Source organism: Thermostilla marina, assembly GCF_054657455.1.
Genome location: NZ_BAAHYR010000001.1, coordinates 1,231,056 through 1,244,081 on the forward strand (window position 1 = coordinate 1,231,056; position 13,026 = coordinate 1,244,081).

Sequence of the window (13,026 nt, forward strand, 5' to 3'; positions counted from 1 at the left end):
TGATCGCGGTTGGCAAATTTGGTAAAGTCGGCAGAACCGGATGAGCCTGCCGTTTGGAGGTGGTTGCGGGAGGTGCAAAGTTTGCGGGTTTCTGTAAGCTTTGTGCCTTAGTCCCGGAGGATGTCACGGAGGCCAGAAACTCTCGCGCGGCCGCCGACACGCTGTGAGAGTTTCCCAAAACGAAGCAGTATGAGTCGTGGCTAGGAAACGCAATTCTCAAGTACCGGTTTCGACGAAGACTGTGTTCACCACCGGTGAGGCGGCGAAAATCTGCAAGGTCAGCCAGCAGACGATCATTCGCTGCTTCGACTCGGGCCAGCTGAAGGGATTCAGGGTGCCGGGAAGCCGATTCCGCCGAATTCCGCGGGATCAGTTGTACCAGTTCATGCGCGACAACGGCATCCCCACCGACGCGCTGGAAAGCGGTAAACGCAAGATCTTGATCGTCGATGACGACGAAGAGCTGGTCGAACTGATCCGCGACGTTCTCGAACGAGACGGCCGCTTTGAGATTCGTACCGTGAACAACGGGTTCGGCGCCGGGATGATGGTGAAAGAGTATCATCCCGATTTGATCGTGCTCGACGTCATGTTGCCGGATATCAACGGCAAAGACGTCTGCAAGGTCGTCCGAAGCGATCTGTCGATGGAAGACATTCGCATTATCTGCATCTCGGGGATGGTCGAAGAAGACAAGATCGCCGAATTGCGGGCGGCCGGCGCCGACGACTTCCTGCACAAGCCCTTCGAGGTCGAGACGCTCGTCGAGCGGATTTGTCGCCTCTTGGATGTCGAGACCTCGTCGAACGTGTGACGCGCGATGCGGTGCGAGCCTTCGTCGACAGCGGAGCTTCCGCTCCCGCGGACAGGGTGCGCCGTGATCGTGAGCGACCCGTCGGGCCAGTAGCATGATCGTTGTCACCTTTTCCGATCTCGACGGCCGATCGCTGTGCTGGCCCCTGGGGGACGAGAACATTCTCACGTGGGCGGCGGCCGCACTCGGACGCCGCCGTCTTCGCTTCGACGAAAACCCGCTGGTCGGCTTGGCGGCTACGCTGTGCACGGAGGAGCCTCCGACGGCACAGGAGCTGTTTGCGCGAGTAGAGCCCCGCGACTCGTTCACCGGCAAGCCGGGGGCCTGGTGGAAACAGGCGGCAATTTGCTTCGCGCTGGAGGACTTGGCATTCAAACGGCTCGATACGCAGGACGAATCACTGCGCGAACAGCTCGCCGAGTCGGTGTGGCTCGCCGAGGCCGAGCATTTCTACGTCCTTGCGTGTGACCGGGGGGCGTTGGGACCTCGCGTGGCCGGACACATTTCGCGCCGGTGGGACGAAATCGCGCCGCCGGTTCGCGAGGTGGTCACGTCGTGTATGTCGCTGCGCGACGTGATCTCGACGCGGGTTTGCGGAGGTGACGTGCGAAGGCAAGCCGATGCCGGCGACAGCCGTGACGGCGATGTGGAGAACGCCGTCGATGTCGCCTTTCGTCGCGTGCGGCGACTGCGCCGACGGGTGGCCGGAGCAGGCGGAATGCTTGCCGCAGCGTGCGAAGGGTTTCGTTTTTGGAATCGGTTGCAAGCCGACTTCGACCGCGCGGTCGAGCAGGCGCGACTCGAGGCGATGGCCGAGTTTGCTGCGGGAACCGGTCACGAAATTAATAACCCCTTGGCCGCCATCAGCACGCAAGCGCAGTTGTTGTTGCGGGAAGTCGACGCACCGGCCTGGCGTCATTCGTTGGAGTTGATTCGCACACAGGCGATGCGTGCGCACGAAATGATCGCGGATTCCCGCGTGTTTGCGCGGCCGCCGCGACCGGAGTATCGAGAGGTTGCGACGGCGACGCTCGTCGAAGCCGTGCGGCGTCAATATGCCGATCATGCCGAACGAATCGGCGCTCGGCTGCGAATTCAGCATGCCGACGACATGACGTTTCGGGCCGATCCGAAGCATTTGGAAACGGCACTCGGGGCGGTTGTCAAGAACGCCCTCGAAGCGTTGCCGGAAAACGGCGGCGAGGTCGTTGTGCGATGGGAGTCGGACGGCGATCGCGTGCGGTTGATCGTCGACGATACGGGAGTCGGCCTCACCGAAGAACAGCGGCGGCATGCCTTCGATCCGTATTATTCGGCGAGGCAAGCCGGGCGAGGATTGGGGTTGGGCCTCAGCAAATGTCGTCGGCTCGTCGAGCAACATGCAGGCACGGTGACGATCGTGCCGCGTTCCGAGGGGGGGACCCGCGTGACGTTGGAATTGCCGGTGCGGCCGCCGGACGATCAACGCGATGCCGATGCCGACGATTCGTCGCGGACGAACCGCTGAAAACTCTCTTGCATCGTTTTCTCTTGACGACGCCAGGCCGTGAGCATCTCGTCGATCAATTCGCGCAGGGCCGGGTCGGTCGCCTCGTCGCGGCACGCCTCGATTTGTGCGATTTCTTCGCGGTGTCGCTGGAGCGCCAAGCGTGCGAGGTAATCGACGGCCAAATCATGCAACGAGGTGTAGATCCGCGGAATCGGGCGGGCGACGGGAATCACGTCGACGCGATCGAGCACGTCGGCGAGGCGTTCGGCGAACTGCCGTTGCTCGGCGACGATCTCGGCAAAGGCTTCTTCGATTTCTTCCAGCCGATGAGGTACCCACGGACTCGTGTCGGCAAGGTACAGCGGTAACGTGCCGTGGGCAAGATGGTACAGACGATGAAGAATGTCCCGATCCCGTGCGTTCATGGTACCGTTTCCGTCAGTGAATGATGGAGCCCACCGCCGACTCGGCCCAGTGGAAGACGGGTTGCCACCAGACGCCCAGCACGGCTACCGGCACCGTGAGCAATGCGAGGAACAAGCCCGCCGGCGAGTGTCCCGGAATGACCGCGTCGGTTGCGTCGTCTTTGGGGGCATCGAGTGTCATCACCTTGACCACTCGCAAGTAGTAAAACAGGCTCAGCAGCGTGTTCAGCGCTCCCACGACCAGCAGCATCACCAGTCCCGCGTAGGTCAACGAAGCAAAGACGGCGAACTTGCCGGCGAACCCGGCCAGCGGCGGCAGGCCTACCAGGCTGAAGAGGATCAGCGAGAAACAGACGGCCGCAGCGGGCGACCGGCGAACCAATCCGGCATAATCGGCAATCGTTTCGCTGCCCAAGCGGTTCCGTAAGAACGTGGCCGCTGCAAAAGCGCCCAGATTCATGAACACGTACACGACCACGTAAAAGCTCAACGTCGCCAGCGCCCAGCGGGCGGTTGCCGGATCACGGCCCATCAGCGTCACGGCGGCGGCGATCGGCATGATCATGTATCCGGCGTGCGCGATCGTCGAGTAGGCCAGCAGTCGCTTGATGTTGGTTTGGCCGTAGGCGGCCAGGTTTCCGAACGTGCACGTGACGGCCGAGAACAGGGCCAACAGGGCGACGACGAACGCCCGCACACGCCGCAAGCCGTCACCGTCGTCGCTTGCCTCTTGCGACGTCGACTTCGTCCCTTCGATATGTGCGCCGTGGTCCACCTCACCGTTAAGGACGACCGGCGTCAGGCCGGTGTCGGCTGCGGTCGCTTCTGCGATTGCGTGGGAAAGTGGTTGCGTTTCTGCCACCATCGCGCCGGGCCCGCCCGAAACCAATCCCAACACGATGCGGGCGAGCAGCGCCAAGGCCGCGGCCTTCGAGGCGACCGACAGATACGCGCCGACCTCGGCGGTCGCTCCTTCGAAGACGTCGGGTGCCCAAAAATGAAACGGTACCGCCGACAGCTTGAAGGCCAAGCCGACCATCAGCAACAATGCCCCCAGGACCAACACCATGGCATAGGCCGAAAATTCCCCACCGGCGGCCAATGTGGCCAGATGTGCAGCCATCGTCGGGATGTGGAACGAGCCCAGCACGCCACCGAGCAACGTGATCCCGTACAGCATCACGCCGGCGGTCGCCCCGCCGAACACTGCGAACTTGAGTGCGGCCTCGCCTCCGGGACGCCGACCCTTCAGGAAACCGGCCAGCACGTACGACGGCACACTGGCCATCTCGACGCCCATGAATACCATGAGCATGTGATTGGCCGATACCATGATGCACATGCCCAAAGTGGCGCCGAGAAACAAGACGAAAAAGTCGACCGCATCTTCTTCACGCGGGATGCCCGAGATGCGCGTATAAAGGACGAACAGAATCGCGAATCCGAGCAGGATGCCGCGGAAGAACACACCGAAGCCGTCAAGGATCAACATGCCGCTGAAGGCGGGCACAGGCGGTATCGCGTCGGTACTGAGATATGCCCACGGTTCGAGCAGGAACAGCGCCAGCGCGCTTCCGGCAAATGTCAACAAGAAGGGCAGGCTCTTCCAGCGGGGCAGGAACATATGCCCCAACAGCAACAACACGATCGTGCCGCAGAGGACGAGTTCCGGCCGAAACGCGAACAGCGACGGCCCGAGCATGTCCGACAAGGCTCTATCCAAAAAGGCGTTCAGGTTCACGGCGATTACCGTTGTATGTTGTCGACAATTCGGGTTCTCGAACGAACGTAGCCGGAAGGAACGTCTATCGCGCACCGACTGTATCGGTGAAACCGGCCGGTGTCGCCGATACCGCATCCGGCGGCAGCGGTTCGCTTTCGGCCGAGAGGTTCTCGCCGCCGAGCTTCATCCGCGACCAATCGGTCAACTCGTCGACGGTTGCGTTGACGCTGGGGGCCATGTATCGGAACACCGACTGCGGATACACGCCGAACCAAACGGCTATCACCAGCAGCACGGCCGCAATGCTGAATTCGCGGGGCTTCAGCGGCGTAATGGCCTCTTCATGCGGGCCCTTGTATTCGGCACCCAGGTACACCCGCTGAATCGTCCAGAGAATGTATCCGGCGGTGATGATGACGGTGAATGCGGCGATCACGGCCAATACCCGGCTGTAGCTGAAGGCCGAGAAAACGACCAGCACTTCGCCGATGAAACCGCACAATCCGGGCAGTCCCAACGCGGCGAAGAAGATTCCCATCGACAAAGCAGCGTAGACGGGCATCTTGCCGTACAGGCCGCCGAACTTGTCCAAGTCGCGATGATGGACGCGATCGTAGATGACGCCCACCAGGAAGAACATGCCGGCCGACGAAATTCCGTGCGCAATCATCTGGAACATCGCGCCGTTCATGCCCATCTTCCAATACTGCGGATCGAACGCGCCGGGGAGCGCGCTCCACACGCCCAAACCCAACACGACGTATCCCATGTGGCTGACCGAGCTGTAAGCCACCAGCCGTTTGAAGTCCTTTTGGGCCATCGCCGCGAAGGCTCCCCACACCATGCTGACCACTCCCAGCCCGCACACGAGCCAGGCCAGCTCGTATCCGCCTGCGGGACAGACGGGATAGCAAATCCGGATGATCCCGTAACCTCCCATCTTCAAGAGAACGCCGGCCAGGATCATCGAAATCGGCGTCGGTGCCTCGACGTGGGCGTCGGGCAACCAGGTATGCACCGGGACCGACGGCACCTTGATCAAGAATCCGATCAACAACAGCAAGAACGCCCACCACTGGAGCGACTTACCGAACAACAGGGGCTCGTCGAATGGTGAATTCTCCAATTGCCCCATCTTGGCCAACGCACGCAGATTGAAGGTGTGCAGCGGCGTATCGCTTTCGACCATCGACTTGTTGATGACGGTTTCGGTCAGATGGCAGGCGTAACGGTCCTGTTCCGGCAAGAGCCGCACGTCGCTGGCGTAGTACAACAGAAGCATTGCGATCAGCATCAGCACACTGCCGGCCAGCGTGAACAGGAAGAACTTGATCGCGGCGTATTCCTTGCGGGGGCCGCCCCAAACGCCGATGAGAAAGTACATCGGCAAGAGCATCACTTCCCAGAAGACATAAAACAGGAAGAAGTCCAACGCCATGAACACGCCGAGCATGCCCGTTTCCAGCAACAAGAACAGCACCGAGTACGCCCGCACGTGCTTGCTGATCGACCAACTTGCTCCGGCGGCAAGCAAGCTCAAGAACGAGGTCAACAAGACCAACGGCAGACTGATGCCGTCGAGCCCCAGGAAATAGTCGATATGGAAAGACGGAATCCAGGGCAGGGCGAATGCCGCTTGCAGTCCGGCTTCGCCCGCAGTAAATACCGCCGATTCTTCAGCGCCTGTGGGAATCACCAACCGCAACGTCAATAGGAAGGTGATCAAGGTAACGGCCAGGGTGAAGCGACGTACGAACTCTTCCGACCGGGTGGGCAACAGCATGAGGATCAAGGCGCCGACCGCCGGCAGGAAGATGATCGAACTGAGCAGAACGATGGCAGCGTTCATGTCGATTACCGTATGGAATGTTTTACGAAGGGAATTCGTGTTTTCAGGTGTTTACGGTTGTCTGGCAATCGGCCGGTTCAGCTTGCGCCGACGGCCGTCAGAAAACTCCAATACCACGTGACCAGGACGAACAGGCCGACCGTCCCCGCCGCGATCCACATGACGTACATCCGCAGCTTGCCGCTTTGCAGCTTGCGCAGGCCCAAGCCGATATTGTAGAACGCCGCCGCGAGGCGGTTGACGATGCCGTCGACGACGAGCCGGTCGATCATGCCGTCCACGTTCGAAAGCATTTGCGTCCATAATGCCAAATGGTCGGCGAACCAGTCGATCATGCGGCGATCGACCCACGCAGCGGCCGCAGCCAGGCGATGGGCCGGCCGGACGAAGATGGCCCAGTACAATTCGTCGAAATACCACTTGTTGTATAGAAAGCGGTACACCCCGGCGAAACGGCGCACGACCTCGCCCGGATCGAGTCGTCGCGTGCCGTAAAAGAGCGTCGCCAGAATGAAACCGACCAGCGCGGCGCTGAAGGCCATCAGCGACACGGGCACGTGGATGGCCTCGGCGTGTGAGGCGTGTTCGGCGGGAATGTGCAGCGACGCGATCCATTCGCCTCCGGCAAAGCCTTCGCCGGTGCCCGCCGGACGAGCTTGTTCCAAAAGGTTCGGCAAGCTCAATCCGGTGAAGGGAATTCGCCAACCGGCCACGACCGCAAAGAAAGCCAATACCACCAGCGGTCCGACCATCGAACGGGGCGACTCGTGGGCGTGGGCATACACGTGCTCGTCGCGCGGCGTTCCGGCAAAAGTCATGTACCAAAGGCGGAACATGTAAAACGCAGTAATCGCCGCGCCTGCGAGAGCGACGTAGAAAAACCAGCCGTATAAGGGGCTCGTCTTCGCCAACGAGTACGCCTGGGCGAGGATGGCGTCTTTGCTGTGGAAGCCGCTCAGGCCGATGACCAGTGGAATCCCGGCGCCCGCGATGGCCAGGCAGCCCACGAGCATCGTTCCCGCCGTCCAGGGCATCTTTTTCCGCAGACCGCCCATCTGCGGCATTTCGTTCGTGCCGCATGCGTGAATCACCGAGCCGGAGCACAAGAACAAAAGGGCCTTGAAGAAGGCGTGGGTAAACAGGTGGAACAATCCGGCGACCCAACCGCCGACTCCCAAGGCCAGCATCATGTATCCCAATTGGCTGACGGTCGAGTAGGCCAGCACGCGCTTGATGTCGGTGGCGGTGACGGCGATCGAGGCCGCCAGGAACAAGGTGATCGTGCCTACCACGGCGATGACGAACAACACCTCGGGGGTGAACAGCGGGTAGCATCGGCCGACCAGGTAGACACCCGCAGCCACCATCGTCGCGGCATGAATCAATGCACTTACCGGCGTAGGGCCTTCCATCGCGTCGGGCAACCACACGTGCAGCGGGAATTGGGCACTCTTGCCCACGCAACCGCAGAACACACCCAAACCCCCGACGACCAACAGCCAATAACCGAGCGTGCCGCGCGGAGGAGGTGATCCCTCCTGTTCGCCCTCGACGATGGAATGCGGCTGGTCGGCGGGCGCGGAAGCGTCGTCGACCGCGGCATCGGCGGCCGCCGCTCGCTGCATGCCCTCGGGAACGATCAACTCGTGATGCGCTTCGACGGGCCGTACCTGCGAAAACAGCCCCGGTCGTATGTTGCCTCGAGCGTCGGTGAGATCGCCGAAATGCAGCGTTCCCAACGTACCCAGCAACGTCATCAGGCCGATCAACATCCCGAAGTCGCCTACGCGGTTTACGATGAACGCCTTGTTCGCGGCATTGCCGGCCGATTTGCGTTCGACGTAAAACCCGATCAACAGGTATGAGCACACGCCCACCAGTTCCCAAAAGGCGAACACCATGAACAGGTTGCCGGCGACGACCAGGCCCAGCATGCTGAAGCAAAAAAGCGACAGGAACTGGTAAAAGCGATGGAATCGGCCCGGTCGGGTGAGTGTTTCGCCGTTTGAAAGCGTGACCAGCGGATCATGGAAGTCTTCCAGCTCTTCGTGCATGTACCCGAACGAATAGATGTGAATGCACGAGGCGATCAACGTGACCATCGTGAACATGCCGACGGTCAATGCGTCGATGTAATATCCGACCGACAGCCGCAAGTTGCCAAACGCGGCCAGCACGTACCAATCGCCGACCACGGCGGGCACGGCATGCACGTGTTCGCCGCCTGCCGAAAGGGGGTGTTGCGAAATCCAGGCAATCAGGGAGATGAAGGAAAGGGAAAACGATCCCAGAATCGCGCCCGTGGCGACCAGGCCGCCGAGTTCTCCGTTTCGGCCCAAACGCGGACCGAACAGGAAGATCGTCGTAAACGACGCCAGCGGCAACAGCCAGGCGATGCCCAATAGTATCGGTAAGGTATGTGTCAGGTCCATCGTGGTCGGCGATATCCTGCCTTGAAGTGCACGATTCGGATTTTCGTTCTTGCCTCGCCCGAACCGGTGATCGTCAGCCTTTCAGGTGGTCGCCCCGGTCCACGTCGATGGTGGCGAAGCTGTTGTAATAACGCAGTGCGATGGCCAGCGCTACAGCGGCCTCGGCGGCGGCCAGGATCATCACGAACAACGCGAACAGGCGACCGTCCAAGCCCGGTGTGAACAACCCGTGCGGATTGAGCGTCGAGCTGCTGAAGGCGACCAGGTTCACATTCGCGGCATTCAGGACCAATTCGATTCCGATCAAGATGCCGATGGCGTTCCGCTTGACCGCCATGCACACCACGCCGCAAACGAACAAGATCGCCCCAACGACCAGATAATGGGCGACGCCGATCGGTGCCGTCAAAAGTTCCATGTTCGTGACCTGTTTCGCGTGTTGTGTTTATTCGATAGGGATCGCGTATTGTTCAGTGTCTTCAAGACGAAGGGGCATCGGCTTCGGAGGCGGTCGGTGTCTCGCGACGGACTCTCGCTCGCGCGAGATAGGCCGCGCCGATCAAGGCCACCAAGAGGTGAACCGATACGATCTCGAACGGCAGCAGGTAGCCGCTGCGACCGTCGACCGGATCGAGGGCCGACATGTTTTGCGGTACGCCTTCCGCCGGCGCGTCGATCGCTTCGTGCGGGGCGCTTGCCGTCGAAGCCGCGTGCGAGTCGGTTCGCAGCCCCAACAAGGCCATTCCCAGCCGTGCACTCTCCGGTTCGACCGGCGGCGGGACGAACGGCTCGGCTTGTTTCGCGGCGGTTTCTGCGTCGACGCCGAGGTGTTCCTCCGTGGTCGCTTCATCGTGGTGCGCCGTGGTGTGTCGATGCTCGGTGGCTTTGCCGCTGACGCCGGGCAACGTCAACCCGGCTTGCAGCAACACGGCCAACAGGGAAGCGGCGATGAACGCGGCCAAGATCCACTGGTCGGCGCCCGTCTTCATCTTTACGAAGCGACTTTGCGAAGTCAGCATCACGCCGAAGGCCAGCAAGACGACCGTTCCGCCGACGTAGATCATCACCTGCATGGCGCCGACGAAATCGGCTCCGGCCAGGAAGAACAAGGCCGCCACTCCGGCCAGCGACACGATCAGGAAGAACGCCATCCGCACGATGTGGCTGCTGACGACGACGGCGATCGCCGCGCCGCAGGTCAGCAAGGCGAACAACCAGAAGAAGCAGGCATGCCAATTGATCGGGATCACTCTGCGTCTCCTTGCAGCCGGAGGACGACGGCCGACGGCTCGGGTACACTGCCGAGCGGCTTACCGACGGGAAGCAATCCGCCGGGGAACCAATACGACCACAGCACGGCACCGACGAACATCGCCGCCGCCAACGGCACGCAATATTTCCAACACATGGCCATCACCTGGTCGATCCGCAGGCGCGGCAGCGACCAACGCAGCCACATCATGAACAACACGCCGATTACGCACTTGAACAGGAAGTTGGCCGCCCCCAAAGCTTGGCCGATAAATGCCGCCAACGCGCCGTGGTCGGCGGTCAAGCCCAGCCATTGCGTGATCGGTAAGGGGCCGTGCCAACCACCCAAGAACAACGCCGCACCCAACCCGCTGACGGCTACCATCGAGCCGTATTCGGCCATGAAGAAGACGCTCCAGCGGAAGCCCGAATATTCGGTATGAAAACCGGCAACCAGCTCGCTTTCGGCCTCGGCGAGGTCGAAGGGTGCGCGGTTCACACCGGCGGTCGCGCAGACGACGTAGATCCAGAACGCCACGAAGGTGAACGGGTCGTGGAATACGAACCAGTTCCAGAATCCGCCGCTTTGCATATTACCAATGGCGACGAGATCCATCGTTCCGGCGATCATGACGGGAATCAACGCCGCCATGCCGAGGGGAACTTCGTAGCTGACGACCTGCGCCGCCTCCCGCATTCCCCCGTAGAGCGACCACTTCGAGCCCGACGCGTACCCGGCCAAGATGACGCCGAATACTTCCAGCCCGGCAATCGCCAAGATGAAAAAGACGGCCGTGTTCAGGTTGATGCCGACCCAACCATCGGAAAAGGGCAAAGCACAGAAGACGGCAAACGAGGGGGCGAAGCTCAAGTACGGAGCCAGCCGGAACAAAAAGCGATCGGCCGCCTTGGGAATGAGGTCCTCTTTCATCAACAGCTTCAAGCCGTCGGCCACGGGCTGGAGCCAACCGAAGCGTCCGCCCACGCGGGTAGGTCCGAGCCGATCCTGCATGCGGCCGGCCACCTTGCGTTCGGCCCACGTTCCGGCGGCAGCCGCCGTCAGAACGATCGCTGCAATCACGGCGACCTTGAAGAGCGCGACGACGAACGTCGCGATCCAGGCCCATTGCGGGCTGAGCTCCAGCCATTGAGCGAGTGCTTCGGCCATTCCGAAATATCCTTCGTATCGACGAAAGGGCGTCGAGGGAGCAACACCCCTGTTGCGATCAGCGGTCGATTTCTCCTAACACGATGTCCAACGAGCCGACGATCGCGGGTACGTCGGCCAACAGGCAACCGCGGCAAAGTTCACCGGTCACCGACAGGTTGCAAAAACTGCTGCTTCGTGCCCGCACACGCCACGGCGTGGTACCTCCTTGGCTGACGATCATGAAACCCATTTGGCCCTTGGGGGCTTCGGTTTCGAGATACGCCGTGCCCGGCGGAAGTTTTTCGTTGATCTTGATCGGCGGATCGACGTCGTCTTCGGCGGTGCGATACTTGTCGATCGCCTGGCGAATCAGTTTCATCGATTGGCAGACTTCGAGCATCCGCACGAAGAAACGATGCCAACAATCGCCGACGACGGCCTCGTCGGGCACCTTCGGGCCGGCAGGGTCGCAGGCGTAACGGCCGTCGCGAGCGACGACGACGTCGAACGTGTACCCGTCGTACATGCGGGTATAGAAGGGTTCGCCGTCGCGCCGCAAATCCCAGTCGACGCCGCTGCCGCGCAAGACCGGCCCGGTGCAGCCGTACGCGATCGCCTTTTCGGCCGACAACACGCCGATGCCTGCGGTCCGCTTGATGAAGATGGCGTTGGTCGTCAAGACGGCATGCAGATCGGCGATGACCGGTTCGAACTGGTCGAGGAAGGCCTCACACGCCTCGATCCAGCCGTCGGGAAGATCGACCATCACCCCGCCGACGGTGATGTAGCTGTACGTCAGCCGGGCGCCGCAAAGCGCCTCGAACAGGTTCAAGATCTTTTCCCGTTCGCGAAAGCAGTACAAAAACGGCGTGAAGCTTCCCAGGTCCAGCCCGTACGCGCCCGCGGCGACCAGGTGACTGGCGATCCGGTTCAATTCGCAGATCATCACACGCAGGTGCCGCGTTTTCTCGGAGACCTGCCTGTCCATCAGCTTTTCGACCGTCAGCGCCCAGCCGAGATTCATGTTCATCGCGGCCAGATAGTCCATCCGGTCGGTGTAGGGGATCCATTGGCGGGCGGTGACGTGTTCTCCGATCTTTTCGGCGCAGCGGTGTAAATACCCGATGTGCGGAACGACCTCGGTGACGACTTCTCCATCCGTGCGCAACACCAAACGCAGCACGCCGTGCGTACTGGGATGTTGCGGGCCCATATTGATCAGCAGCTCTTCGGTGCGGACATCGACTTCACCGAGCGAGCCTTCGGTTGGGTATTCTGCCATGGATTACCTCGCCCTGATGCCGTGGTATTCTTCGGGCATCTGGTAGTCTTTTCGCAACGGGTGCCCCACCCAGTCTTCCGGGCACAAGATGCGCCGCAAGTCGGGGTGATTGGTGAAGTACACACCCGACAGGTCGTACACTTCACGCTCGTGCCATTCGGCGGTCGGCCAAATACCGCTCAGCGAAGGAACCTCGGGCAACCGGCCGGGGGTGTTGTCTTTCCACCGCGGAAGAACCACCTTCAGCACGATGCGGTGGCGATGCTTCATGCTCGACAGGTGATACAGCACCTCCAGGTGCGGTTCCCATTCGACTTTGGCGGCTTTTTTGGGATCCGGTTCGCAGTAATCGACCGCCGAAATGCAATGGAGAAAGTTGAAGGCGTAGCGATCGTCGTCGCGCAGTCGGCGGGCCACGTAGGGGAGGGCCTTCGCCCGGACCTCGACCCACGGATCGATCGCCTCGGTATCGACCGCCAGGATCTCCTCGGGAAAATCGGCCTGCATTTGTGCGATCAGGGCTGCCGTTTCCATCGTCCGAGATGTCCTTGGGAGGAAAAATGTTGTTGTCTGTCGCCGAATGGGGGCGGCTCGACGTTTCGATTTCGATG

General features: G+C 61.3%; 11 protein-coding genes. 2 read left to right on the forward strand and 9 right to left on the reverse strand.

The genetic code is table 11. The features are described from left to right. Positions 1–196 precede the first annotated feature (196 nt). Both ACYQ2I_RS04445 and ACYQ2I_RS04450 read left to right on the forward strand, forming a co-directional pair. Positions 197–814, forward strand: a complete 618-nt coding sequence (locus ACYQ2I_RS04445) for a response regulator (protein ID WP_460165789.1) — start codon at positions 197–199, stop codon at positions 812–814. Positions 815–908: 94 nt separating this feature from the next. Next, the gene (locus ACYQ2I_RS04450; RefSeq protein ID WP_460165790.1) at positions 909–2,321 is read left to right on the forward strand and encodes a sensor histidine kinase; all 1,413 of its coding nucleotides are present in this window, start codon (positions 909–911) and stop codon (positions 2,319–2,321) included. Here the strand turns inward: ACYQ2I_RS04450 and ACYQ2I_RS04455 are convergent. The 9 genes from ACYQ2I_RS04455 to ACYQ2I_RS04495 form a co-directional block, all read right to left on the reverse strand. Next, the gene (locus ACYQ2I_RS04455) at positions 2,276–2,728 is read right to left on the reverse strand and encodes a hypothetical protein (RefSeq protein ID WP_460165791.1); all 453 of its coding nucleotides are present in this window, start codon (positions 2,726–2,728) and stop codon (positions 2,276–2,278) included. The genes ACYQ2I_RS04450 and ACYQ2I_RS04455 overlap by 46 nt on opposite strands. Before the next feature lie 13 nt (positions 2,729–2,741). Beyond that, a complete protein-coding gene (locus ACYQ2I_RS04460) occupies positions 2,742–4,469 on the reverse strand; it encodes an NADH-quinone oxidoreductase subunit N (protein WP_460165792.1) in 1,728 nt (575 codons plus the stop codon). 64 nt (positions 4,470–4,533) lie between these two features. Continuing rightward, a complete protein-coding gene (locus ACYQ2I_RS04465) occupies positions 4,534–6,300 on the reverse strand; it encodes a complex I subunit 4 family protein (RefSeq protein ID WP_460165793.1) in 1,767 nt (588 codons plus the stop codon). A 77-nt stretch (positions 6,301–6,377) separates the two neighbouring features. After that, positions 6,378–8,732, reverse strand: a complete 2,355-nt coding sequence (gene nuoL, locus ACYQ2I_RS04470; protein WP_460165794.1) for an NADH-quinone oxidoreductase subunit L — start codon at positions 8,730–8,732, stop codon at positions 6,378–6,380. Between the two features lie 73 nt (positions 8,733–8,805). After that, positions 8,806–9,150, reverse strand: coding sequence for an NADH-quinone oxidoreductase subunit NuoK (gene nuoK, locus ACYQ2I_RS04475; protein ID WP_460165795.1), 345 nt, complete (start codon positions 9,148–9,150; stop codon positions 8,806–8,808). A gap of 61 nt (positions 9,151–9,211) precedes the next feature. Further along, on the reverse strand, positions 9,212–9,982 hold the full coding sequence (locus ACYQ2I_RS04480; RefSeq protein WP_460165796.1) for an NADH-quinone oxidoreductase subunit J family protein: 771 nt from the start codon (positions 9,980–9,982) through the stop codon (positions 9,212–9,214). Further along, positions 9,979–11,151, reverse strand: coding sequence for an NADH-quinone oxidoreductase subunit NuoH (nuoH, locus tag ACYQ2I_RS04485; protein ID WP_460165797.1), 1,173 nt, complete (start codon positions 11,149–11,151; stop codon positions 9,979–9,981). Before nuoH ends, ACYQ2I_RS04480 begins: the two co-directional genes overlap by 4 nt. Before the next feature lie 58 nt (positions 11,152–11,209). Then, the gene (locus ACYQ2I_RS04490) at positions 11,210–12,415 is read right to left on the reverse strand and encodes an NADH-quinone oxidoreductase subunit D (protein ID WP_460165798.1); all 1,206 of its coding nucleotides are present in this window, start codon (positions 12,413–12,415) and stop codon (positions 11,210–11,212) included. Positions 12,416–12,418: 3 nt separating this feature from the next. After that, positions 12,419–12,949 carry an NADH-quinone oxidoreductase subunit C gene (locus tag ACYQ2I_RS04495; protein ID WP_460165799.1) on the reverse strand — a complete coding sequence of 177 codons (531 nt, stop codon included), beginning with the start codon at positions 12,947–12,949 and terminating at the stop codon, positions 12,419–12,421. Positions 12,950–13,026 lie beyond the last annotated feature (77 nt).